The 24282-nt window shown below is 71.5% G+C and carries 21 protein-coding genes and 2 tRNA genes; 3 read left to right on the top strand and 20 right to left on the bottom strand.

Translation table 11 applies throughout. The features are described from left to right. Nucleotides 1-74 precede the first annotated feature (74 nt). The 10 genes from rodA to AC0B61_RS10035 form a co-directional block, all read right to left on the bottom strand. A complete protein-coding gene (rodA, locus tag AC0B61_RS10080; RefSeq protein WP_471740159.1) occupies nucleotides 75-1274 on the bottom strand; it encodes a rod shape-determining protein RodA in 1200 nt (399 codons plus the stop codon). After that, nucleotides 1271-3619 (bottom strand): penicillin-binding protein 2, encoded by a 2349-nt coding sequence (gene mrdA, locus AC0B61_RS10075; RefSeq protein ID WP_471740158.1) that lies wholly within the window; start codon nucleotides 3617-3619, stop codon nucleotides 1271-1273. Before mrdA ends, rodA begins: the two co-directional genes overlap by 4 nt. 52 nt (nucleotides 3620-3671) lie before the next feature. Then, on the bottom strand, nucleotides 3672-4310 hold the full coding sequence (mreD, locus tag AC0B61_RS10070; RefSeq protein WP_471740157.1) for a rod shape-determining protein MreD: 639 nt from the start codon (nucleotides 4308-4310) through the stop codon (nucleotides 3672-3674). Between the two features lie 3 nt (nucleotides 4311-4313). After that, the gene (gene mreC / locus AC0B61_RS10065; protein ID WP_471740156.1) at nucleotides 4314-5276 is read right to left on the bottom strand and encodes a rod shape-determining protein MreC; all 963 of its coding nucleotides are present in this window, start codon (nucleotides 5274-5276) and stop codon (nucleotides 4314-4316) included. 92 nt (nucleotides 5277-5368) lie between these two features. Then, nucleotides 5369-6394: a rod shape-determining protein gene (locus tag AC0B61_RS10060; protein WP_030233797.1), complete on the bottom strand. Its 1026-nt coding sequence runs from the start codon at nucleotides 6392-6394 to the stop codon at nucleotides 5369-5371. Nucleotides 6395-6715: 321 nt separating this feature from the next. After that, on the bottom strand, nucleotides 6716-7129 hold the full coding sequence (gene ndk / locus AC0B61_RS10055; protein WP_471740155.1) for a nucleoside-diphosphate kinase: 414 nt from the start codon (nucleotides 7127-7129) through the stop codon (nucleotides 6716-6718). Between the two features lie 99 nt (nucleotides 7130-7228). Next, on the bottom strand, nucleotides 7229-7579 hold the full coding sequence (locus AC0B61_RS10050; RefSeq protein ID WP_471740154.1) for a DUF4233 domain-containing protein: 351 nt from the start codon (nucleotides 7577-7579) through the stop codon (nucleotides 7229-7231). Between the two features lies 1 nt (nucleotide 7580). After that, nucleotides 7581-8939 (bottom strand): bifunctional tetrahydrofolate synthase/dihydrofolate synthase, encoded by a 1359-nt coding sequence (gene folC / locus AC0B61_RS10045; RefSeq protein ID WP_471740417.1) that lies wholly within the window; start codon nucleotides 8937-8939, stop codon nucleotides 7581-7583. A 259-nt stretch (nucleotides 8940-9198) separates the two neighbouring features. Next, a complete protein-coding gene (locus AC0B61_RS10040; RefSeq protein WP_471740153.1) occupies nucleotides 9199-9723 on the bottom strand; it encodes a hypothetical protein in 525 nt (174 codons plus the stop codon). Between the two features lie 298 nt (nucleotides 9724-10021). Continuing rightward, nucleotides 10022-12631: a valine--tRNA ligase gene (locus AC0B61_RS10035; RefSeq protein ID WP_471740416.1), complete on the bottom strand. Its 2610-nt coding sequence runs from the start codon at nucleotides 12629-12631 to the stop codon at nucleotides 10022-10024. Nucleotides 12632-12849: 218 nt separating this feature from the next. Between AC0B61_RS10035 and AC0B61_RS10030 the strand changes: the two genes are divergently transcribed. Beyond that, nucleotides 12850-13674 (top strand): hypothetical protein, encoded by an 825-nt coding sequence (locus AC0B61_RS10030; RefSeq protein ID WP_471740152.1) that lies wholly within the window; start codon nucleotides 12850-12852, stop codon nucleotides 13672-13674. 86 nt (nucleotides 13675-13760) lie between these two features. Here AC0B61_RS10030 and clpX read toward each other — a convergent pair whose 3' ends face one another. The 5 genes from clpX to AC0B61_RS10005 form a co-directional block, all read right to left on the bottom strand. After that, entirely contained in the window at nucleotides 13761-15050 is a 1290-nt protein-coding gene (clpX, locus tag AC0B61_RS10025; RefSeq protein WP_030233819.1) for an ATP-dependent Clp protease ATP-binding subunit ClpX, read from the bottom strand. Between the two features lie 283 nt (nucleotides 15051-15333). Then, nucleotides 15334-15996 (bottom strand): ATP-dependent Clp protease proteolytic subunit, encoded by a 663-nt coding sequence (locus AC0B61_RS10020; RefSeq protein ID WP_471740151.1) that lies wholly within the window; start codon nucleotides 15994-15996, stop codon nucleotides 15334-15336. Between the two features lie 56 nt (nucleotides 15997-16052). Further along, nucleotides 16053-16673 carry an ATP-dependent Clp protease proteolytic subunit gene (locus AC0B61_RS10015; RefSeq protein ID WP_051709451.1) on the bottom strand — a complete coding sequence of 207 codons (621 nt, stop codon included), beginning with the start codon at nucleotides 16671-16673 and terminating at the stop codon, nucleotides 16053-16055. Nucleotides 16674-16941: 268 nt separating this feature from the next. Then, nucleotides 16942-18324: a trigger factor gene (gene tig, locus AC0B61_RS10010; RefSeq protein ID WP_471740150.1), complete on the bottom strand. Its 1383-nt coding sequence runs from the start codon at nucleotides 18322-18324 to the stop codon at nucleotides 16942-16944. A 293-nt stretch (nucleotides 18325-18617) separates the two neighbouring features. Next, nucleotides 18618-18691 (bottom strand) — tRNA-Pro (locus AC0B61_RS10005). A 159-nt stretch (nucleotides 18692-18850) separates the two neighbouring features. Between AC0B61_RS10005 and AC0B61_RS10000 the strand changes: the two genes are divergently transcribed. After that, nucleotides 18851-18921: transfer RNA gene (locus AC0B61_RS10000), tRNA-Gly, on the top strand. A 101-nt stretch (nucleotides 18922-19022) separates the two neighbouring features. Here AC0B61_RS10000 and AC0B61_RS09995 read toward each other — a convergent pair. After that, a complete protein-coding gene (locus AC0B61_RS09995; RefSeq protein ID WP_471740149.1) occupies nucleotides 19023-19598 on the bottom strand; it encodes a DUF6197 family protein in 576 nt (191 codons plus the stop codon). Nucleotides 19599-19788: 190 nt separating this feature from the next. Here AC0B61_RS09995 and AC0B61_RS09990 point away from each other — a divergent pair, with 190 nt between their 5' ends. After that, complete coding sequence (locus tag AC0B61_RS09990) at nucleotides 19789-20580, top strand: DUF6348 family protein (RefSeq protein ID WP_471740148.1); 792 nt, start codon at nucleotides 19789-19791, stop codon at nucleotides 20578-20580. A gap of 47 nt (nucleotides 20581-20627) precedes the next feature. Here AC0B61_RS09990 and AC0B61_RS09985 read toward each other — a convergent pair whose 3' ends face one another. From AC0B61_RS09985 to AC0B61_RS09970, 4 genes are all read right to left on the bottom strand, one after another. Continuing rightward, entirely contained in the window at nucleotides 20628-20825 is a 198-nt protein-coding gene (locus AC0B61_RS09985; RefSeq protein WP_471740147.1) for a hypothetical protein, read from the bottom strand. 549 nt (nucleotides 20826-21374) lie between these two features. Next, nucleotides 21375-22514, bottom strand: a complete 1140-nt coding sequence (locus AC0B61_RS09980) for a PP2C family protein-serine/threonine phosphatase (RefSeq protein WP_471740146.1) — start codon at nucleotides 22512-22514, stop codon at nucleotides 21375-21377. 416 nt (nucleotides 22515-22930) lie between these two features. Further along, a complete protein-coding gene (locus AC0B61_RS09975) occupies nucleotides 22931-23416 on the bottom strand; it encodes a ribose-5-phosphate isomerase (protein WP_471740145.1) in 486 nt (161 codons plus the stop codon). A gap of 47 nt (nucleotides 23417-23463) precedes the next feature. Next, nucleotides 23464-24063 (bottom strand): biotin transporter BioY, encoded by a 600-nt coding sequence (locus AC0B61_RS09970; RefSeq protein WP_471740144.1) that lies wholly within the window; start codon nucleotides 24061-24063, stop codon nucleotides 23464-23466. Between the last annotated feature and the right edge of the window lie 219 nt (nucleotides 24064-24282).

Genomic DNA, 24282 nt, shown 5'->3' with positions numbered 1-24282 from the left:
GGACGGATCTCGGGCAGCGCCGCGGGGCCGGCCCGGGAAGTCCCGGACCGGCCCCGCGTCACACCCCTGGGCCGCTAGGCCGCTATCGGCCGCTGGCTGCGCACCGCCTGCAGCAGGCCGACCGCCAGCCAGTTCGCGAACATCGACGACCCGCCGTACGAGACGAACGGCAGCGGGATGCCCGCGACCGGCATGATGCCCAGGCACATCCCTATGTTCTCGAAGGCCTGGAAGGACAGCCAGGCGATGATCCCGGCCGCCAGGATCGTGCCGTACAGGTCGGTCGCCTGGCGGGCGATCCGGCAGGCGCGCCACAGCACCACGCCGACCAGCAGGATGATCGCCAGCGCCCCGACGAAGCCCAGCTCCTCGCCGGCGACGGTGAACACGAAGTCGGTCTGCTGCTCCGGCACGAACTGACCGGTGGTCTGCGTCCCGTGGAACAGGCCCTTGCCGGTCAGGCCGCCCGAGCCGATCGCGATCCGGGCCTGCGCGGTGTTGTAGCCGACGCCGTTCGGGTCCAGCTGCGGGTTGGCGAAGGCGGCGAAGCGGTCGATCTGGTACTTGCTCAGCAGCCCGAACTTCCAGATCGCCACGCATCCGCCGGCGCCCGCCACCAGCAGGCCGAGCACCCAGCGGTTCGCCGCGCCCGAGCCGAGCAGGATGCCCAGCACGATCGCGGCCATCACCATCACCGACCCGGCGTCCGGCATCAGCAGCACTATGCACATCGGCAGTCCGGCCCAGACCAGGCCGCGGAACACCGCCCGGTGCGAGGGGTACTCCCGCTCCCCCGCGTCCACCTGGTCCGACAGCACGACCGCCATCGCCAGCACGATACCCAGTTTCGCGAACTCGGCCGGCTGGATCGAGAAGCCGCCGCCGAGCTGGATCCACGAGTGTGCGCCGTTGATGGTCGAGCCCAGCGGGCTGAGCGTCGCCAGCAGCATCAGGATCACGCCGACGTACAGGAAGGGCACGATCGTGCGGAAGCGACGGCTCCCTATCCCTATCACCACCGCGCACAGCACCAGTCCGACCACGAAGTTGGTCAGGTGCCGGTAGAGGAAGTACTGCGGGTCGCCGTGGGTCAGGGAGTCGCGTCCGCGGGTGGCCGACCAGACCAGCAGCGAGCTGCCGGCCGAGAGGGCCAGCGCGGCGAGCAGCAGTATCCAGTCCAAGCGCCAGAGCGGGGAGTCCTTGGCGAGGGCCTTGGAGACCCCGCTGCGCTGCGGGGCCAGCCGCAGTTGCCGGTAGGAGCCGTAGGAGGTCATGCCCGTCCCCTTCCCGGCCCGCGGCCGGGTTCGAGCGCGGCGTCGGCCGCGGTGTACGACGCCGGGGGGTCGGCCGGCGGAGTCTGGTCGAGGAAGGCCGCCGCCGGGTCCGCCTGCGCGGCGGCCGCGTCGAGCAGCGCCGGGGCCGACACGAGGGCCGGCGCGGGGACCGGGGCCGCGGCGCCCAGCACCGGGCCGGCCGGGGCCGGGCCGGCCGGGGCCGGGCCGGCGGTGTAGGAGGCCGGCTTGATGACCGCGGTGCCGTCCGGGTTGAACTTGGGCAGCTCGCCCTGCGGGGCCGGCAGCAGCGCCTTCCCGTTGTCGATGTTGCCCTTGTCGTCCACGCCGTACATGGCCTGGTAGATCCGGCGGATGGCGTCGCCGGAGCCGCCGGAGCCGGTGCCGCCCTGGCTGATCGTCATGACGACCGCGTAGTCCTTGCTGTACGTGGTCAGCCAGGAGGTGGTCTGCTTGCCCTCGACCTCGGCGGTGCCGGTCTTGGCGTGCAGCGCGATCTTGTCCTGCGGCCAGCCGGCCTGGGTGAACTTCCAGGCGGCGGTGCCGCTCTTGACGACGCCCTCGGTGGCCTGGTTGATGTAGCTCAGCAGCTTCTGGTCGCCGGGGAACTTGGCGTCCTCGTGCGGGGCGATCTCGCGGACGAGGTCCCCGCCCGGGCTTATCACCGCCTTGGCGATGGTCGGCCGGTAGAAGGTGCCGCCGTTGGCCAGTGCCGAGTAGATCCGGGCCATCTGGACCGGGGTGACCAGCGTGTCGCCCTGGCCGATCGCGAAGTTGACGGCGTCACCGGCGCGCATCTGGTAGCCGTCGACGCAGTTCTCCTTGGCGATCTGGTCGGAGAAGCTGGTGCCGCCCTTCTGCGCCTGCGCGCACCAGGCGTCCTTGTTGTTGTCGTAGAAGGACTGCTTCCACTGCCGGTCCGGCACCCGGCCGGTCACCTCGGACGGCAGGTCGATGCCGGTCTTGGCGCCGAGGCCGAACTCGTGGGCGGTCTTGAAGAACCAGTCGCCCGGCTCCTTCTTCGGCTTGATGCCGCCGTCCTTGACCCACTGGTCGTTCGCCAGGCCGTAGAAGACGGTGTCGCAGGAGACTTCGAGCGCCTTCTCCAGGGTGATGGAGCCGAAGCTCTCGCTCTCGAAGTTCTTGAACTCGCGGCCGCCGATGGTCATGCTCTTCGGGCACGGGTAGGTGCCGTCCAGCGAGTAGCCGGCCTGCACGGCGGCGGTGGTGGAGATGACCTTGAAGGTCGAACCGGGGGCGGACTGACCCTGTATGGCCCGGTTCAGCAGCGGGAAGTTGGACTCCTTGCTGGTCAGCGACTGGTAGTCCTTGCCGCTGATGCCGCCCACCCAGAGGTTCGGGTCGTAGGTCGGCGCGCTCGCCATCGCGATGATCCGCCCGGTGTGCACGTCCATCACCACGGCGGCGCCGGAGTCGGCCTCGTAGTTGCGGTTGGTGACCTTGTCGAAGGTGTTCCGGGCGTCGTTCATGGCCTGCGCCAGGTTGTCCTCGACCACCTTCTGCACCCGGGCGTCGATGCTGGTGACCAGGTTGTCGCCGGTCTGAGGGGCGACGGCGCCGGCGGTGCCGATCACCCGGCCGAGGTTGTCCACCTCCAGCTGGGTGACGCCCGCGGTGCCGCGCAGATCGCGGTCGTACACCGACTCCAGGCCGGCCCGGCCGATCTGGTCGGCCGGCAGGTAGCGGTCCAGGCCGGTCTTGGTGGCGGTCTTGCTGACCTCGTCGTCGGTGACCGGCGAGAGGTAGCCGAGCACCTGGGCCAGGTTGGCGCCCTCGGCGCCGGTGTAGCGGCGTACGGCGGTGGGCTGCGCGGTCACCCCGGGGAAGTCCTCGCGGCGTTCCATTATCTGCATCGCCTGCTGGGTGGTCGCCTCCTTGGTGACCGGGATCGGCTGGTAGGGCGATCCGTTCCAGCAGGGCTGCGGGGTCTTGGCGTCGCAGAGCCGGACCTTCTCCTGCACGTCCTTGGCGGGCATCCCGAGCACCTCGGCCAGCCGGGACAGGACCGCCTTGCCGCCGTCCTTCTGCTGCATCAGCGAGGTGCGGCTGACCGAGACGACCAGCCGGGTCTCGTTGCCGGCCAGGACCCGCCCGGAGGCGTCCAGGATCTCGCCGCGGACGGCCGGCTCGACCACCTCGCGGATGTGGTTGCCGGTCGCCTTGGCGGTGTACTCCTTGGCGTTGCGGATCTGCAGGTACCACAGTCGGCCGCCGAGGGTGGCGAGCAGCGACAGCACCAGGATCTGCAGCACCACCAGACGGATCGTCACCCTCCGGGTGCGGCCGGTCTCGGGGATGTTGCTCACGTCTCGTGCGCTCCAGGATGCGGGGAGGTCGGGAGGTCGGGGCCGGGCCGGGTTACGGGCGGCGGGCGAAGCCGGGCACGCGCCGCTTCTTGAAGCCCGGGCCGGACGAGGGCTCGCGGGTGGTGCGGTAGCGGGCCAGCGTGCCGAGGCCCGGACCGCTCTCGTCGTCGTCGGCGGCGGCCACCGGGTCGCGTCCGAAGCGGCGGCCGAGCAGCATCACCAGCGGCACCACGAAGGGCGCCAGCAGCAGGTCGTACAGCAGGGCGCTGATCACCAGGCCGACGAGGCCGACGTGCCGGGCCGCGGTGTCGCCGACCAGGGCGCCGACCATCGCGTACAGCAGGGTCGAGGCGACCGCCGCGGCGCCGACCACCAGCAGCGAGCCGGAGACCGACCGCTGGCGGCCGTGGTCGGAGCGCAGCAGTCCGGCGGCGTAGCCCATCAGGCAGAGCACCAGCGCGTAGCGGCCGATCGCGTGGTCGGAGGGCGGCGCGAGGTCGGCCAGCAGGCCGGCCGAGAAGCCGACCAGGCAGCCGCCGGTGGGCCCGTAGACCATGGCGAGGCCGACCACGACGAGCAGCAGTATGTCCGGGGTGGCTCCCGGGAGCTGGAGCCGGCCGAAGACGCTGACCTGGAGGATCAGGCCGAACAGGATCAGACAGGCGGAGACGGGGATGCGGGCGAGGCGCATGGCTCAGTTCCCCCCAGTGGGCTTGGCGGGCGGGGCGGCGGGCGCGGTGGCCGGGGCCTGGCCCGGGGCGGGCGCGGCGGCGGGGGCCTGGCCCTGGCCCGCGGCGGGGGCCGGCGGCAGGACGGCGTCGCGCGGGTCGGTGCGCGGCGGCACGATCACCACGCCGACCAGGTCCAGCCGGGTGAACTGGACGAAGGGCTCGACCAGGACGGTCTTGGTCAGCTGGCCCGCGTTGGCCTGGACCTCGACGATCTTGCCGACCGGGACGCCGGGCACGAACGGGCGGCCGCTCTGCGAGCCGAAGGTGACCAGCCGGTCGCCGGCCTTGACCTGGGCCTTGCCGTTGAGCAGCGAGACCTTCATCGGGCTGTCGCCGCCGCCGGAGGCGAAGCCGATCTCGCCGCTGCCCTCCAGCCGGGTGCCGGCCGAGAAGCCGGGGTCGGAGGCGAGCAGCACGGTGGCCGTGGTCGGCCCGACGGTGGTGATCCGGCCGACCAGTCCCTGGCCGTTGATCACCGTCATGTCGCGGGCGAGGCCGTCGTCGCTGCCGGCGTCGATGGTGATGGTCCAGGAGAAGCCCTGGGCCGGGCCGATCGCGATGACCTGGGCGGCCTTGACGGTGTAGCCGCCGGCGCCGGCGGTGCGCAGCAGCTCGTCGAGTTGCTTGGTGCGTCCGGCGGCCATGTCGGAGGAGGCGAGCTTCTGCCGCAGTTCGGTGTTCTCCCGGGCGAGCTGGTCGGTGCGCCCGCTGTCGGTGGCGGTGTCCCGGAAGGCCCGGACGGTGTTGGCGACCGGGTCGACGACGGTGGCGGCGGCGCGCTCGACCGGGCCGAGGACGCCTGCGGCCGCGTGCCGGGCGGGGCCGAGCGGGGAGTCCTCACCGCCCTTGATGTCCACGGTGATGAGCGCGAAGGCGACGGCCACCAGCAGGATGAGCAGCAGCCGGCTCTCTCGTGTGTCCCTCACGGTGCTGGTGCTGCCCCTTCGTACCTGGCGGCCGCCCCGGGGCTGTGGGGCCCGGGCGGCCGCCCGTTCGGTGTCGGATGTCGTTCGTGGTGCTAACGGCGCGGCTGCGCGTCGAGTACCTGCTGGAGCGCCTCGAACTCCTCGACGCACTTGCCGGAGCCGAGCGCCACGGAGTCGAGCGGGTTCTCGGCGATGTGGATCGGCATGCCGGTCTCGCGGCGCAGCCGCTCGTCCAGGCCGCGCAGCAGGGCGCCGCCGCCGGTGAGCACGATGCCCCGGTCCATGACGTCGCCGGCCAGCTCGGGCGGGCACTGGTCGAGGGTGGTCTTGACCGCGTCGATGATCGCGTTGACCGGCTCGTCGATGGCCTCGCGGACCTCGGCGGCGGAGATCACCACGGTCTTGGGCAGGCCGCTGACCAGGTCACGGCCGCGGATCTCGGCGTGCTCGTCCTTCTCGCCCTCCAGGCCGAAGGCACTGCCGATGCTCATCTTGATCTGTTCGGCGCTGCGCTCGCCGAGGAGCAGCGAGTACTCCTTCTTGATGTGCTGGACGATCGCGTTGTCCAGTTCGTCGCCGGCCACCCGGATGGACTGGGCTGTGACGATGCCGCCGAGGGAGATCACCGCGACCTCGGTGGTGCCGCCGCCGATGTCGACCACCATGTTGCCGGTGGCCTCGTGGACGGGCAGGCCGGCGCCGATGGCGGCGGCCATCGGCTCCTCGATGATGTGCACCTGGCGGGCGCCGGCCTGCGAGGAGGCTTCGATGACGGCGCGGCGCTCGACGCCGGTGATGCCGGAGGGCACGCAGACGACGACGCGCGGGCGGGCGAGGTAGCGGCGGCGGTGGATCTTGAGGATGAAGTACCGCAGCATCCGCTCGGTGATCTCGAAGTCGGCGATCACGCCGTCCTTGAGCGGGCGGATGGCGACGATGTTGCCCGGGGTGCGGCCGATCATCTTCTTGGCCTCGGCGCCGACGGCGAGGATGCCGCCGGTGTTGGTGTTCACCGCGACCACGGACGGCTCGTTCAGGACGATGCCCTTGCCCCTGACGTACACCAGCGTGTTGGCAGTTCCGAGGTCGATCGCCAAGTCGCGGCCGATGAACGACAGGTTGCTCGCCATGGAGTGTGGGTGCCTTCCCGGGCTCGGAGTTCATGAGGGGTGGACGACTGCGTGCGCCCACGCTTGGGCGGAGACCAGCTGAGCTGCCTTACCGGGCCCTTGAGTCGCGTCCATCGTAGTCACGCGGCGCGGTACGGACGTCGACGTGGGGCATACCGTCCATTGTCCGGAGCGTGATCGCTTCTCCGAGGATTGGGACGCCGTGTCGGCGACCCCAGTTCCCTATTTCCCGATAAGAATGCCCCGGCCGGGCCAATGGTCCCGGCCGGGGCAGGCCCTCGGTCCTGCGGGTGTGCCACCCGGCTCGGTTCAGGCGTGCGCCGGGAAGAAGATCTTGATCTCGCGCTCGGCGGACTCCGGGGAGTCGGAGGCGTGGACCAGGTTCTCGCGGGTGATCGTCGCGTAGTCGCCGCGGATCGTGCCGGCCCCGGCCTCCAGCGGGTTGGTGGCGCCGGCCAGCATCCGGATGCCGCGCACGACCTCCTCGCCCTCGACGATCAGCGCGATCGACGGGCCGGAGGTCATGAACTCCAGCAGCGGCTCGTAGAACGGGCGGCCGACGTGCTCCGCGTAGTGCTGCTCCAGCGTCGCCCGGTCGAAGGTGCGCAGCTCGATGGCGGCCAAGCGCCAGCCGGCCTTGCGCTCGAAGCGGCTGATGATCTCGCCGGCCAGGCCGCGGCGGACGGCGTCGGGCTTGAGCAGGACGAGAGTGCGCTGGGACACGGTGCGTCTCCTGGAGATTCGGTTCGGCAGACAGTCGGGTCGACGAGTGGGCCGACACGCCAGAGGCTACCTTGCGTACACGGCGTGTCGGTCCGGGCCCTAGACCTGCACCGCTGCGGCCGCTTCGGCGGCGCGGGCGGCCTTGAAGGCGTCCACCTTGCGGCCGTAGTGCACCGAGCACCACCACAGGCCGGCGAAGACCACGCCGAGGCCGAACATGGTGGGCAGGACGAAGCCGGCGGCGATCAGGCCGAGCTGCAGCGCCCAGCCGACGGGCACCGCGCCGGGCCGGTCGATCATGCCGCAGAGCGCGATGCACAAAACCATCGCGATGCCGCTGACCGTCCAGATCTCCGTGGTGGAGACGTCCGAGAGCCGCATCGCGACCAGCGCCGCGAACATGACCAGCAATGCCTCGCCGATCAGCGTCGAGGAGCAGAGCGTCCTCATGTCACTTCCTCCTGAGCAGCAGGCGGGCCTCGCCCACCGTGATGACCGAACCGGTGACCAGCACCCCGACGCCGCCGAGGTCGCCCTCCTGCTCGGCGAGGGTGACGGCGGCGGTGATGGCGTCGTCGAGCCGGGGCTCGACCTGGACGCGGTCCTCGCCGAAGATCTCGACGGCCAGGGCGGCGAGCTCGTCGGCGTCCATCGCGCGGTGGGTGGAGTTCTGGGTGATGACGACCTCGGCCAGGATCGGCTCGAAGGCCTCCAGCACGCCGGCCACGTCCTTGTCCCCGGAGGTCCCGATCACGCCGACGAGCCGGGTGAAGCCGAAGGACTCGGTGAGGGCGGCGACGGTGGCGCGGGCGCCGTCCGGGTTGTGCGCGGCGTCCAGGACGATCGTGGGGCTGCGGCGGACGATCTCCAGGCGCCCCGGCGAGGAGACGCCGGAGAAGGCCTGGCGGACCTTGTCCGTGTCGAGCTGCCCGCCACGGGCGCCGCCGACGCCGAAGAAGGCCTCGACGGCGGCCAGGGCGAGCGCCGCGTTGTGGGCCTGGTGCTCGCCGTGCAGCGGGATGAAGACGTCGTCGTACTCCTCGCCGCCGAGCCCGCGCATCGTCACCAGCTGGCCACCGACGGCGAGTTCGCGGCGGATCACACCGAACTCCATGCCCTCGCGGGCGACCGTGGCGTCCACCTCGACGGCGCGGCGCAGGATGGTCTGGGCGGCGTCCAGCTGCTGCTGGGCGACGACGGCGACGGCGCCCGACTTGATGATCCCGGACTTCTCGACGGCGATCTCGCCAGTCGTCCCGCCGAGCTTGTCGGTGTGGTCCAGGCCGATCGGGGTGATCACGGCGACGGGGGCGTCGATGACGTTGGTGGCGTCCCAGGAGCCGCCCATGCCGACCTCGATCACGGCGACGTCCACCGGGGCGTCGGCGAAGGCGGCGTAGGCCATGCCGGTCAGCACCTCGAAGAAGGACATCGGCACGGGCTGCGCCGCGTCGACCATCTGCACGTAGGGCTCGATGTCGCGGTAGACCTCGACGAAGCGCTCGGGGGCGATCGGGGCGCCGTCCAGGCTGATCCGCTCGGTGACGGACTCCACGTGCGGGCTGGTGTAGCGGCCGGTGCGCAGCTCGAAGGTGTTGAGCAGCTGCTCGATCATCCGGGCGGTGGAGGTCTTGCCGTTGGTGCCGGTGATGTGGATGGAGGGGAAGGACCGCTGGGGCTGGCCCAGGATGTCCATCAGTGCCTCGATCCGGTCGAGCGAGGGCTCCAGCTTGTTCTCCGGCCAGCGCTTGGAGAGTTCCAGCTCGACGTCGCACAGGGCGTCGCCGGTGCCGTCGTCGGCGGGGCGGATGGTGTACGGGTTCGGGTCGGCCTTGTCGCTCACGACCCCAGTCTACGGAGCGGGGGCGGCACGTCCTCACAGGGTGAGGCCGGGCGTGGGGCCGGGGGCAGGAACGGACGCTTTGCCCGTGATTCTCCGTCTATACACCAGATTGAGGTTTTTGGCATCAATCTAGCGATCTCGCGCCGCGAAGGAGCGTTGATTTGCAACCACAAAGAGCAATCAACCTTGGATTGCAAGGCGATCGGCTACCCACGGCAGCCGGGGCTCAGGCCCCGGCCCGGGCCTCCGGCACGTGCGCGGCGCCGCCGTGCCGACGGCGCAACTCTGCGGTGATCTCGGCCAGTTCGCCTTCGGGCAGCAGCGGCAGCATCATCGCGACGCCCTGCAGCAGACCGCCCAGCAGGAAGGTGGTGTCGGCCGTCGAGGCGACCAGGCCCCGGACCTCGGCCACCTCGCCGGCCGCCACCGCCTCGATCAGCCGGGCGGCGTCGGCGGACTCCTCGTCCACCGCGACCGCGCCGCTGTCGGCCGGGGCGCGCCGGGCCATCGACCGCAGCACCCGGTCGCCGACCGCCGGGGCGTACGCCTTGCGGACGGCCTCGGCGGCGATCCAGGCGAGCAGGGTGGTCACCTCGCGTTCGGCGTGCTCGGCGCACAGCAGGTCCAGCTCGTGGTCGAACGCGAGCTGGTTGCCGTGCCGGAAGGCGAGCAGCAGCGTCGCCGCCCTGGCCTTCGCGTCCTCGACCGCCTCGGCAGGCAGTTCGTCGGCCAACTCCTCGGTCACCACCACGCGATGCCCTCCCGTCCGTCGTCCAGCCGGAGCGCTCAGCAGAAACGCTCAGCGGAAACGCCCATTCGGAAACTCCGTGCACACCGTACACAGCGGATCTGGAAACTTCTGCGAACGCGCGCGGGCAAGACCGGAATCAATTCGCTCGGAATAAGACCTCACCCGGTCCAGGATGAATATTCGCCGGAAGGGAGCAATGTTGCTGGGCTATTCGGTGCAACACCGGACCGGCCGGGAAAAAGCCCAGGGGCCGCACTCCACGGAAACGGAGTGCGGCCCCTGGCCGGTGCTGCCGGGCTCAGCCCTGCGGCAGCCCCGCGAGCTGCGCGGTGATCCGGGCGATGTCGGCCTCGGCGGCCTCCTGGCGGCCCTTGATCTTGGCGACCACCTCGTCCGGCGCCTTGGCCAGGAAGGCCTCGTTGCCGAGCTTGGCGGTGGTCTGGACCTTCTCCTTCTCGGCGGCCGCGAGGTCCTTGGCGAGGCGCTTGCGCTCCGCCGCGACGTCGATGGTGCCGGAGAGGTCCAGCGAGACGGTGGCGCCGGCGACCGGCAGCGAGGCCGTGGCCGCGAATCCCTCCTCGGGGACGGTCAGCCGCAGCAGCGAGCGGATCGCGTCCTCGTGGACGGACAGCACGGTGCCGGCCAGCTCCAGCCGGGCCGGGACGCGCTGGCCCGACTTGAGGCCCTGGGCGGTGGCGAACCGGCGGACCTCGGTGACCACCTGCTGGAGCGTGGCGATCTCCGCCTCCGCCTCGGCGTCGCGGTACCCGCTGTCCTGCGGCCACTCGGCGATGACCAGCGACTCGGCACCGGTCAGCGTGGTCCACAGGGTCTCGGTGACGAACGGCACGATCGGGTGCAGCAGGCGCAGCGTGACGTCCAGGACCTCGCCGAGCACCCGGCGCGCGGCGTCGGCCTGCGGGCCGCCCTTGGCCAGGGTGGTCTTGGAGAGCTCGACGTACCAGTCGAAGACCTCGTCCCACGCGAAGTGGAAGAGGGCCTCGGACAGCTTCGAGAACTGGTAGTCCTCGTACAGGCCGTCGACCTCGGCCACCGTGGTGTTGAGCCGCGACAGGATCCAGCGGTCGGCCGCGGTCAGCTCCTCCGGCGCGGGCAGCGGGCCCTCGACGGTGGCGCCGTTCATCAGGGCGAAGCGGGTGGCGTTCCAGATCTTGTTGGCGAAGTTGCGGGCCGCCTGGACCCAGTCCTCGCCGATCGGCACGTCGACGCCGGGGTTGGCGCCGCGCGCCAGCGTGAAGCGCAGCGCGTCGGAGCCGTACTTGTCCATCCAGTCCAGCGGGTTGACCACGTTGCCGAAGGACTTCGACATCTTCTTGCCGTTCTGGTCACGGACCATCCCGTGCAGCGCGATGGTGTGGAACGGCGGGGTGCCGTCCATCGCGTAGAGGCCGAACATCATCATCCGGGCGACCCAGAAGAACAGGATGTCGTAGCCGGTGACCAGGACGGAGTTCGGGTAGAACTTCGCGAGGCTCTCGGTCTGCTCCGGCCAGCCGAGCGTGGAGAACGGCCACAGGCCGGAGGAGAACCAGGTGTCCAGGACGTCGGTGTCCTGGTGCCAGCCCTCGCCGGCGGGCGGCTGCTCGTCGGGGCCGACGCAGACGATCTCGCCGTTCGGGCCGTACCAGACCGGGATGCGGTGGCCCCACCACAGCTGGCGCGAGATGCACCAGTCGTGCAGGTTGTCGACCCAGTCGAAGTACCGCTTCTCCATCTCCTGCGGGTGGATCTTGACCTTGCCGTCGCGGACCGCGTCACCGGCGGCCTTGGCGAGCGGGCCGACCTTGACCCACCACTGCATGGACAGCCGCGGCTCGATGGTGGTCTTGCAGCGCGAGCAGTGGCCCACCGAGTGGACGTACGGGCGCTTCTCGGCGACGATCCGGCCCTCGGCGCGCAGCGCGGCGACGATCGCCGAGCGGGCCTCCAGGCGGTCCAGGCCGAGGAAGGGGCCGTGCACGGTGATGACGGCGTGCTCGTCCATGACGGCGATGTTCGGCAGGCCGTGCCGCTGGCCGATCTCGAAGTCGTTCGGGTCGTGCGCGGGCGTCACCTTGACGGCGCCGGTGCCGAACTCCGGGTCGACGTGGGCGTCGGCGACGACGGGGATCCGACGGTCGGTCAGCGGCAGCTCGATCTCGGTGCCGACCAGGTGCTTGTAGCGCTCGTCCTCGGGGTGGACGGCGACCGCGGTGTCACCCAGCATCGTCTCGGCGCGCGTGGTGGCGACGACGATGGAGTCCTCGCCCTCGCCGTAGCGGATCGAGACCAGCTCTCCGTCGTCGTCCTGGTACTCCACCTCGATGTCCGAGATGGCGGTCAGGCAGCGCGGGCACCAGTTGATGATGCGCTCGGCGCGGTAGATCAGCTCGTCGTCGTAGAGCTTCTTGAAGATGGTCTGGACGGCCTGGGACAGGCCCTCGTCCATGGTGAAGCGCTCGCGGGACCAGTCGACGCCGTCGCCCAGGCGCCGCATCTGGCCGGAGATCTGGCCGCCGGACTCCGCCTTCCACTTCCAGACGCGCTCGACGAAGGCCTCGCGGCCCAGGTCGTGGCGGGACTTGCCCTCCTTGGCGAGCTCGCGCTCGACCACGTTCTGGGTGGCGATGCCGGCGTGGTCCATGCCGGGCTGCCACAGCGCCTCGTAGCCCTGCATGCGCTTGCGGCGGACCAGGGCGTCGATCAGCGTGTGCTCGAAGGCGTGGCCCAGGTGCAGGCTACCGGTGACGTTCGGCGGGGGGATGACGACGGTGAACGGCGGCTTGTCGCTCTTCGCGTCCGCCGTGAAGTACCCCCGCTCCACCCAGCGCTCGTACAGCTCGCCCTCTACGTCCGCGGGGGTGTAGGTCGTCGGGAGGGTTGCTGCTTCGTCCCCGGTGGTGCTCACGGGGCGCTGGTTCGTCGAGTCGGTCACGACGCACAGTTTACGTAACGGGGGGCGTGGGTTACGAACCGCTTTCGGTCCGCGGACGCGCCACGCCCGGACGGGCCCCGAGCGGGCACCGTGCGATAGCGTGCCCGGGCACTCGCCCGCTCGACCGGGCGAGCACGGAACGACTCCACACCATGACAGGCCGCGGGTGCGGCGGGGGAGCACAGACGCAGATGTACGGCCAGGGACAGCAGTATCCGCAGGGACAGCCGCAGCCTTACGGGGGCCAGCCGCAGTACGGCCAGCCGCCGCAGCAGCCCTACGGCGCCCCGCAGCCCCAGTACGGCTACCCGCCCCAGCAGCCCTACGGCGCGCCCCAGCAGCCGTACGGCGTGCCGCCGCAGGCTCCGTACGGGCAGCCGGGCTACCCGGTCGCGCCGCCGCCGAAGGGCCGGGGCGGCCTGGTCGTCGGCCTGGTGGTCGGTGCGCTGGTGCTGGGCGGCGGCGGTTTCGCCGCGTGGAAATTCCTCGGCGGCAGCGACGCGGGCGGCCAGTACAAGCTGAGCGCCCCGCAGACGCTGGCGGACGGCTACGTGCAGAAGTCGGCGAAGGAGGAGGCCGCCGACATGAGCAAGCCCGACGTCGCGAAGGTCGGCAAGGACCTGCACGCGGTGGTGGCCAGCTACAGCAAGGGCACCGACGTCAAGAACGTCGACTCGCTCTCGGTGATCGGGATCTACGGCGACATCAACGACCCGGACCAGATCATCACGGACTCGAAGAAGGACGGCAACGGGCTGACCTGGACCACGCCGATGACCGACTACCCCGCGAAGGACAGCCACGCCTCCTCGGGCAAGCTCAGCTGCGGCGTGGCCACCATCGTCGTGGGCAAGGCCGGTCCGACGGTCTGCGTGTGGTCGGACAAGTCCACCTACGGCCGGGTCACCTTCACCAAGCTCAGCCTGGGCGGCACCGACAGCGGCCAGGGCCTCACCCCGGACCAGGCCGCGGAGAAGACCCGGGCGATCCGCGACGCCATGAAGGTCGCCAAGTAGCACCGCGCCGAGCGGCGCCGCGCCGGTACGCGAAGGGGCCCCGCACCGGATCCGGTGCGGGGCCCCTTCATGTGCCGGGCGTCGGGTCAGGCGCTCTTGTCCCGCCGCTCGCGCTTGATCATGTCGCGCGGGACGAGGGTGGGGATGGCGTGCTTGGAGACCACGTCCCCGGTGACCACCACGCGGGCGACGTCCTGGCGCGAGGGTACCTCGTACATCACGGACATCAGCACCTCCTCCATGATGGCCCGCAGCCCGCGCGCGCCGGTGCCGCGCAGGATCGCCTGGTCGGCGATCGCCTCCAGTGCGTCGCGGGAGAACTCCAGCTCCACACCGTCGAGTTCGAACAGCTTGCGGTACTGCTTGACCAGCGCGTTCCGCGGCTCGGTGAGAATCTGCAGCAGCGCCTCGCGGTCCAGGTTGTGCACGCTGGTGATCACCGGCAGACGGCCGATGAACTCGGGGATCATGCCGAACTTCACCAGGTCCTCGGGCATCACCTGGCGGAAGTGGTCGCTGGCGTCCGACTCCCGCTTGGAGCGGATGTTGGCGCCGAAGCCGATGCCCTTGGCACCCGCGCGGCCCTCGATGATCCGCTCCAGGCCGGCGAACGCGCCGCCGACGATGAACAGCACGTTGGTGGTGTCGATCTGGATGAACTCCTGGTGCGGGTGCTTGCGCCCGCCCTGCGGCGGCACCGAGGCCGTGGTGCCCTCCAGGATCTTCAGCAGGGCCTGCTGCACGCCCTCGCCGGAGACGTCCCGGGTGATCGACGGGTTCTCGCTCTTGCGCGCGACCTTGTCGATCTCGTCGATGTAGATGATCCCGGTCTCGGCCTTCTTGACGTCGTAGTCGGCCGCCTGGATCAGCTTGAGCAGGATGTTCTCGACGTCCTCGCCGACGTAGCCGGCCTCGGTCAGCGCGGTGGCGTCCGCGATCGCGAACGGCACGTTGAGCATCCGGGCGAGGGTCTGCGCCAGCAGCGTCTTTCCGGAGCCGGTGGGGCCCAGCAGCAGGATGTTGGACTTGGCCAGCTCGATGGCGTCCTCGCGGCCGTTGCCGCCGCTGCGGCCCGCCTCGCCGGCCTGGACCCGCTTGTAGTGGTTGTAGACCGCCACCGACAGCGACTTCTTGGCGAGGTCCTGGCCGACCACGTACTGGTCCAGGAACTCGTAGATCTCACGCGGCTTCGGGAGCTCCTCGAATCGCACCTCGGAGGTCTCGGCGAGCTCCTCCTCGATGATCTCGTTGCACAGGTCGATGCACTCGTCGCAGATGTACACGCCTGGGCCGGCGATCAGCTTCTTCACCTGCTTCTGCGACTTGCCGCAGAACGAGCACTTGAGCAGGTCGCCACCGTCTCCGATGCGTGCCACGAGGTGCTTCCCCTTCGCCAGGGGCCCCGCAGGGGTTCCGGGGCCTGGTGCTGTGGACCGTCAACGCCGACGGCGCTCGGTCTCGCTATCCGACGGTACTCTGCCGGGCCCGTGATTCCGTCCTCTTCGCCGGGTCTGCCCTACGCCCTGGGCGAATTGATACCGAACAGATGCCGTGCACGGGCCCGCCGATGGGCCGGGGCGGGACGCGCACCAGGGGTGCGCGCCCCGCCCCGACGGGCCTCCCGGACCGGACCGCGGCCGGCCGGGAGGGGAGCCGGCCTCAGGAGGTCAGCGAGGTCTTGCGGGTGGAGATGATCTGGTCGATCAGGCCGTACTCGGCGGCCTCCTCGGCGGTGAGGATCTTGTCGCGCTCGATGTCCTCGCGCACCTGCTCCGCCGACTTGTTGGAGTGCTTGGAGAGCATCTCCTCCAGCTGCTCGCGCATCCGGAAGATCTCCTTGGCCTGGATCTCCAGGTCGGACACCTGGCCGCGGCCGGTCTCGGTGTACGGCTGGTGGATCAGGATCCGGGCGTTCGGCAGCGCCATCCGCTTGCCGGGGGTGCCGGCGGCGAGCAGCACGGCCGCGGCGGAGGCCGCCTGGCCCATGCAGACGGTGGTGATGTCCGGCTTGACGTACTGCATCGTGTCGTAGATGGCCGTCAGGGCCGTGAACGAGCCGCCGGGCGAGTTGATGTACATCTGGATCTCACGGTCCGGGTCCATCGACTCCAGGCACAGCAGCTGCGCCATGATGTCGTTCGCCGAGACGTCGTCGACCTGCGAGCCGAGGAAGATGATGCGCTCCTCGAACAGCTTGGCGTACGGGTCGTACTCGCGGATGCCCTGCGTGGTGCGCTCGACGAAGCGCGGGACGATGTAGCGGCCCTCGGCGCGCATGTCCTCGACGCGGGCCTGGGCGGCCGACAGGCTGGGGATGTTCATGGGGGTTCTTGTCCTCCGGGGCGTTGGGGCTGTGGTCTCGCGGGCCGGGCCGAGGCTCAGGCAGCGCCAGTGCCGCCGCCGCCGGGGACGTCCGCGGCGCTGTGCATGATCGCGTCGATGAGGCCGTACTCCAGGGCCTCCTCCGGGGTGAACCAGCGGTCGCGGTCGGAGTCCGCGGTGATCTGCTCGAAGGACTGGCCGCTGTGGTGGGCGATCAGCTCGGACATCCGCTTCTTGGTACGGAGCAGCTGCTCCGCCTGGATGCGGATGTCGGTGGCGGAACCGCCGAGGCCCGCGGAGGGCTGGTGCATCAGGATGGTCGAGTTCGGCAGCGAGAAGCGCTTGCCGGGGGCGCCCGCGGTCAGCAGGAACTGACCCATCGAGGCGGCCATGCCCATCGCGATCGTGACGACGTCGTTCTTGATGTACTGCATGGTGTCGTAGATCGCCATGCCGGCCGAGATCGAGCCGCCCGGGGAGTTGATGTAGAGGAAGATGTCCTTGTCGGGGTCCGCGGCCAGCAGCAGCAGCTGAGCGGTGATCTTGTTCGCGATGTCGTCGTCGACCTGCTGGCCGAGGAAGATGATCCGCTCGTTGAGCAGCCGGTTGTAGACCTGGTCGCCAAGGCCGCCGAGCACGTCACCAGCGGCGGCGTGCGGCGCCATCGGGCCAGGCATCTGCATCTGCGGGAACGTCACTTAGCCACCTGCTCAGTCGATTTGGATGGTCGCTCCGCGACCGTCACGGTGTCGCACAGCTTCCGGGTATCACGGTGTGATTGTCGCTGTCCATGGACCCTAACGCGCAGGCCGGGCCGCAGAATCCCTCACGGAGAACTGTTCGCTGTGAGCGCAGGGTCGCGGCGGTCCTCGGACGGGAAGACAGCGGGCCCGGACACCATGACGGCGTCCGGGCCCGCTGCGTGCCTCAAGGGGCTGCCGTGGCTCAGGCCTCGGTCTTCTCCTCGGCGGCGGCCTCGACGGTCTCGGCCGACTCGTCGGCCTCGTCGTCGTCGAAGTTGATCTCGTTGCCCTCGGAGTCGACGACCTTGGCGGCCTCGACCACCGTGGCCAGCGCCTTGCCGCGGGCGACCTCGCCGACCAGCAGCGGCACCTGGCCACCCTGGACGACCTGCTGCGCGAACTGGTCCGGGGTGAGACCCGAGCCGGCGGCGCGGCGGATGAGGTGCTCGGTCAGCTCCTCCTGGTTAACACCCAGCTCCTCGTCGGCGACGATCTGGTCCAGGACGAACTGGGTCTTGATGCCCTTCTTCGCCTGCTCCTCGATCTCCGCCTCCCACTCCTCGCGGGACTTGTCCTGGGTGCCCAGGTAGGTGTCGAGGTCCATGCCCATCGGCTGGAGCTGGTGGTGCTCCACGTTGTGCTTGCGGGTCTCGATCTCGTCCTTGAGGAGCTTCTCGGGGTACTCGATCTCGACCAGCGCGAGCAGCGCGTCCAGCACCTTCTCCTGGGCCTGGGTGGCCTGGTCGTACTCCTTCATGCGCTCCAGGCGCTTGCGGGAGTCGGCGCGCAGGTCCTCCAGGGTGTCGAACTCGCTGGCCAGCTGGGCGAACTCGTCGTCCAGCTCGGGCAGCTCCTTCTCCTGGACGGCCGTCACGGTGACGGTGACCTCGGAGGTCTTGCCCGCCTGGGTGCCGCCCTTCAGCTCGGTCTCGAAGGTCTTCACCTCGCCGGCGGACAGGCCGACGACGGCCTCGTCGATGCCGTCGATCAGACGGCCCGAGCCGATCTCGTAGCTCACGCCGGTGGCGGTGCCGTCGTCCGGCACCTCACCGTCGACCTTGGCGACGAGGTCGACGACCACGATGTCGCCGGTGGCCGCGGCACGCTCGACGTCCTTGACGGACGAGAAGCGCTCGCGCAGCTGCTCCAGCGACTTCTCGATGTCCTCCTCGGAGACGACGATCGGGTCGACCGTCACCTCGATGGAGGAGAACTCCGGCAGGGTGATCTCCGGACGGATGTCCACCTCGGCGGTGAACTTCAGGTCACCGCCATCGGCGATCGTCTCGACACCCTCGATGTTGGTGATGTCGGGCTGGCCGAGGACCTCGATCTTGCCCTCGTCGACGGCCTGCGTGTAGAAGCGCGGCAGGGCGTCGTTGACGGCCTCCTCCAGCACGGCGCCACGGCCGAAACGCTGGTCGATGACGCGAGCCGGGATCTTGCCCTTGCGGAAGCCCGGAACCGTGACCTGCTGGTTGATCTTCTTGTACGCCGCGTCGAGGCTGGGCTTGAGCTCCTCGAAGGGCACCTCGACGGTGAGTCGAACCCGGGTGGGGTTCAGAGTCTCGACGGCGCTCTTCACGGTTAGGTCTCCTAGGGGCTTGCGGTCAGGTTGTCTCCGCCCGTCCCCGCCGTCCGGCCGGAGCCGTACGGGTGGGTCGGACGAGACGGGCGATGGGCGGTCGGAGCTGCATCTCCCGTGGGGTGGACGGTGAGCTTGACTCCTCGCCCTCGTGCGGTTGACCTGGGTTGACGCCGCAGGGACTACCGCCAGCGCCCCATCCTACCGGTACCACGAAAGGCGGACGCCAGGCGCCACCGTACCGCCCGAACAGAACAGGGCCCCGCCACGGTTGGCGAGACCCTGCCGCACTGTCGGGGTGGCCGGATTCGAACCGACGGCCTTCCGCTCCCAAAGCGGACGCGCTACCAAACTGCGCCACACCCCGTGGTGCCGAGAGGAAGCGTACACGGCGGGCCTGTTCGGCTCGCCGACTTGTCACCGTGCGGGCGCGGAAGGGGGGTGCGGAAAATGCGGTGTGCGCGGGGGCCCTCGGACCAGGTACGCTGTTCCCCGAACTTCCGGCCGGTGACGGTCGGTGGGTCGCGCGGGCGTAGCTCAATGGTAGAGCCCTAGTCTTCCAAACTAGTCACGCGAGTTCGATTCTCGTCGCCCGCTCTTCGTCCGGCCCCGGTGCGCTCTCCGCACCGGGGCCGGTTGCGTTTCCGGGCGCCCCGGCGCCTCGTCCCGCGCTCCCGGCCGCCCGTGCCCCGGCCGGCTCAGAGGCCGAGGCGGGCGGCCCGGGCGGCGGCGCGGTCGAGCAGCAGGTGGATGTCACCCTCGCGGGTGGCCGGGCGGTCGTTGAACTCGTCCGGGGAGCGCACCGGGCGGCCGGTGGCGTGCAGCACCTCCATCAGCTGCACCCGGGCCGTGCGGACGGTGGGCGGGGTGCCGTAGCCGTACGCGAGCACGGCGGCCTGGGCGCCGAGCAGGCAGACCCGGCCGGCCTCGTCCCACATCGCGCCCTGGAGCCAGCCGTGGGTGCCGATGTAGCGGGAGGCGAGCCTGAGGTGGTCGGCGGCGGTGACCGGGACGGCGCGGGCGGGGCGGCGCAGCGTCCGGTCGAGCAGGGTGGCCCGGGGCGCCGGGTGGCCGGCGTGCCAGGGCTGCGGGGTGCTGCCGTACGGGCAGGTGTACGGGGCGGGGGTGCGGGCGGGGGCGGGCAGCGTGGCGAGGTAGGCCTCGATCTCGGCGACCAGGCCGGAGCCGTCCGGGTGGATCAGGAGCGGACGGGCGAGGCGTGGACGGTTGGGGGTCGGTCCGGGCGGGGGCGGCGGGGCGGCGGTGCGGGGCATGCGGGTTCTCCGGGCGGGCGGTCGGCGACTTCCGCTGCCCAAAGTGGGGCATTTAGGACATTTCCGCGACCGGAGGGCCGGGGCGCCCGGACGGTTTCCCGGTTGGGTGCCGGGCCGATAGCCTCGGCGGCGTTCGAGCGCAGTTCGAGCGCGACCTCACCCGCCGCGCTTCCGAGGTGGAGGAGTCCCGGTGCATCCGCAGGAGCGACTGGCGGTCATACAGCGCTGCGTGGTCCGGGAGATGGCGCGACTGGGCCAGGTGTTCCGCCCGGACGGCGAGATCGTGCGCGGCCCCGGCACCACGGCGGTGGCGGTCCGCGAGCACCCCGGGGGCGAGGGCGCCGGCCACGTGGACCTCGGCTTCGTGCTCCGACTCGGCCGGGCGGACGCGCCGGTGGTGTGGGACTGCGCGGCCGGCCTCGGCAAGACCGAGGAGGAGAAGCTCGCCAACGCGGTCAAGATGTGGGCGACCACCACGGCCTCGGTGCTGGTCGAGCTGGCGGAGGGCTACGGGGTGCACGCCGACCACGCGGACCTGCCCGAACTCCCGGGCTGGCACGCGGTCCAGGGGCCGGCCGCGGTGTTCGGCTTCGGCAACGAGCACCTGGCCGGGTGGCTCGCCGAGAACCGGCTGCTGCGGGCGCTGGCGCCGGCCCTGCGGCCGGAGTTGACCGGGCCGGGGCCCGTCGGGGTGAAGCTCTTCCTGGGCGGGAAGGCGGGGGACGACGTCGCCGAGGTCCGGGTGGGCGGCGAGGTGTCGGCGGCGGCGTCCGCGGCGCTGCGCGCGCTGGACTGGCCGCGGGGCGAACGGCTGTGCTGGGCGCGGCTGTTCGTCCTGCTCACGACGGACGCGGCGGCGCCGGAGCAGGCCGCACCGACGGGCGCCGCGGCACCCGCACCGATGCGGTTCCAGGCCCCGGCGGCGGCGCGCCCCCGGGGTCTGTTCGCCCGCTGGCGGGAGGCCAGACGGGCCGGCCGGTGACCTGCCGCCCGCCCGCCCCGAGCCGAAGGGCGGGCGATGCGCCCGGATCAGCCGCCGGTGATGCTGGAGATGCTGTGCGCGAGGTTCGACAGCAGGGAGTTGATCGAGGTCGCGACCGTGGTCTCGTGCAGCATGAAGCCGAAGAGGGCGGCGACGATCGCGTGGGGGATCTTCAACTGCTTGTTGCGGATGAAGATGATGCACAGGATCGCGAACAGGACCAGCGCGGAGACGGAGAGTGCCACCCGGACTCACTTCCTCGTTTTCATAGCGGGGTGCCGCCGCCCGGCGACACCAGCGAAAGCCGGACCCCGGCCTGTCCGACGGTCCCGAGGCGGAACCGCGGACCGTCCGACACACCGCCGGCGAGGGAGCCCACGGTCGACCGCTGCCTGTCGTGCCGCACGCGACGCCCCCCTATCCCCCGAATCCTGAACAGTCCCGCCCGGACTCAGTGTGGTCGACCGTGCCGATTGCGTAAAGGTCTGACCGTCGGCCCAGCCCCGATATCCCGCGATGCGAGACGAGTTTCCGCCGACCGGGACGATAGCCGAGCCGTCCTGACGAATCGTCGGCGGGGCCGGGCTGAGCGGCCCGGAAGCGGCCGGGGGCGGCGAACGGAACCCACTGGTCCGGTCAGCCGACGGGCCGTCCGATTTGGCCGAAGATCAGCTGCCCGGCTTGACAGCGACTGCCCGCGGCATGTGCCGGACGGGCGCCGCCGGGCGACGCGCCGTCAGCGGGGCCCGGGCGGCCCGGCACCGGCACTCGCGCCCGGTCCCGCTCGGTACCGGTCAGTCGCGCCAGAGCAGCAGGAGCGCGCGGTCGTCGTTGATGTCCCGGGCCACCGTCTCGATCAGCGCGGCCGCGGCGCCCGCTCCCGCACCCGCTCCGCCACCGGGTACCAGCCGGTCCGCCTCCCCCATCAGCCGGTCCATGCCCTCGCCGAGGTCCCGGCCCGGCGCCTCGACCATGCCGTCGGTGCACAGCATCAGGACGTCTCCCCGGTTCAGCCGGCCGCGCACGCCCTCGAACTTGGCGCCGTCGTAGATCCCCAGCAGCGGGCCCTCGGCCTCCTTGACCTCCCAGCGGCCGGCGCCGCCCAGGCGCTGCATGCCCGGCAGGTGCCCGGCCGACAGCAGCTCGTAGTCGCCGGTGTCGAGGTCCAGCACCAGGTGGACGGCGGTGGCGAAGCCCTCCTCCCAGCACTGGCGCAGCAGGTAGCCGTTGGCGGCGGGCAGGAAGTCGTGCGCGGGCAGCGAGCCGACCAGGCCGCCGAAGGCGCCCGAGAGCAGCAGCGCGCGGGAGCCGGCGTCCATGCCCTTGCCGGAGACGTCCGCGAGGACCACTTCCAGCAGCCGCCGGCCGGGGCCGGTGCGGGCGGCGACCACGAAGTCCCCGGAGAAGGACTGCCCGCCGGCCGGGCGCAGGGCCATGTCCGCGTGCCAGCCGGCCGGCAGCTCGGGCACCCGGCTCTGCACCCGCAGCCGCTCGCGCAGGTCGAACAGCATGGTGGAGCCGCCCCACCAGGGCACCCCGACCCGGGCCCGGAACTGGGCCAGCAGCAGGCCGCCCACCCCGGCGGCGCCGACCACCAGGGCCGCGCCCGGGGTCACTCCGTAGAGGTAGGCCGCGGGGTTGTCGCTGGCGACCCGCTGGCCGGTGTGGATCACGGACTCGGCGGAGAGGCCGAGCGCGGCGAGCGCGTAGAGCACCACCAGGCTGCCGGGGCGCAGCAGCAGCGCGCCGGCCAGGATCGGCAGGACCAGGGAGGTCGGCGGGGCCCAGTCGGGGAGCCAGATGTTGAACAGGATCAGCAGCGGGACGAGCAGGGCGAGCGCGCAGAGCACCGGCCAGTCGGCGGCGCCGCCGCGGAAGTAGTCGACACCGGCCGTGCGCAGCCTTCGGCGGACCCGGCGGAGCCTCCTGCGCAACCGGGCCGTCACGGGCTCGGACGCCGGGGCGGCGCCGGGCCTCGTCGCAGTCGTCTGGGGCGGTGCGCCCGGCGGTCTGCCAGCCATGGAGCCCGACCCTATCCACGGGTACGGCCCGGCGTCGACGGCCCCGGCGCGGGCGGCGGCGCCGGGGCGCGGGGCGCTCGGCGGGTTTCGGCCGATCGGGGCGGTCGTGGGCGGGGCGTCAGGAGGCTTACGCCGGTTGGGTGTACGAAACACGGGGGTCGTGTGTGCGCCCCCCGCGCGCGGCCGTCCGCGCGCCGGGCGCCTGTGTCCGATCCCACAGGCCGGCCCGGCCCGGCGGCTACCCCGCGGCTACCCGGCGGGGGCCCGGGACGGCGGCGGCCGGCCGCACGCGAGCGTGCGACCGGCCGTGAGGAGGGTGGGGGGCGGGATCAGCCCTGGGGGTGGTGGGCCGGGATCGGCGGGAGCTCGCCGGTGGTCTCGTACTCGCTCAGCATCTCGATCCGGCGGGTGTGCCGCGGCTCGCCGCTGTACGGGGTGCGGAGGAAGGCCTCGACGAACGAGGTGGCCTCCTCCGTCGTGTGCATCCGGCCGCCGATGGAGATCACGTTGGCGTCGTTGTGCTGGCGGCCGAGCTCGGCGGTCTGCACGCTCCAGGCCAGCGCGGCCCGGACGCCCTTGACCTTGTTGGCGGCGATCGCCTCGCCGTTGCCCGAGCCGCCGATCACGATGCCCAGCGCCTCCGGGTCGGCGGCGGTGCGCTCGGCGGCGCGCAGGCAGAACGGCGGGTAGTCGTCCTCGGCGTCGTAGATGTGCGGCCCGCAGTCGACCGGCTCGTGGCCGGCCCCTTCGAGCCACTCCACGAGGTGGTTCTTCAGTTCGTATCCGGCATGGTCGGAGCCCAGGTACACGCGCATGCCATGAGTGTGGCACGCGGGTGCACCCGGGCCCGACAACGGGGGCGTCAGCGCCGGCCGACGAGCTTCCAGGCCAGCGGCAGCGCGCCGGCGGCGAAGGCGGCCTTGAGGGCGTCGCCGACCAGGTAGGGGTAGAGGCCGAGCTCGGCGGCGCGGGCGAGCGGCACGTGCAGCGAGAGGGCCAGGTACGGCACGCCGACGGCGTAGATGGCGAGGCTGCCGAGGACCATCGTGACGGCGGTGTTCACCGGGGTGCGGTCGGCGCCGCGCCGGGCCAGCGCGCCGGTCAGGGCGGCGGCGAAGACGAAGCCGAGCACGTAGCCGAAGGAGGGTATCGCCCAGCCGGAGGTGCCCTCGGCGAACCAGGGCAGGCCCGCCGCGCCGGCCAGCAGGTAGAGGGCGAGCGAGGCGACGCCGCGGCGGGCGCCGAGCGCGGTGCCGACCAGCAGGGCGGCGAAGGTCTGGCCGGTGACCGGCACCGGCGAGCCGGGGACGTTCACCGACAGCTGGGCGGCCACCCCGGTCAGCGCGGCGCCGCCGGCCATCAGGGCCAGGTCGCGGGCCTGGGCGCCGAGGCGGGTGGACGCGGCGGGCAGCAGGTCGGCGAGGACGGCGCGACGCGGTATCGGGGTGGTGGCGGTGGCCATCGGGGGCTCCTCCGTGCGGGTCCGGGTGAGTGAACACCTGTGAACCTACGCGGTGATCCACTGCGCCACCTGCGCGGTTTCGGACAAAGCGCCACCCTCGGCCGTTGTCGGAACCGACCGGGAACGACAGTGCGTCATGCAGTTGTCACTCATGGTCGCGCCCCGGTCCGGCATGTGGTCCCGGGCCGGACATTGTTGGCATGGCCGGAGGCCGCCCCG

This window comes from Kitasatospora sp. NPDC023385, from assembly GCF_055664045.1.
This window is presented reverse-complemented; position numbering and strand designations above follow the sequence as displayed.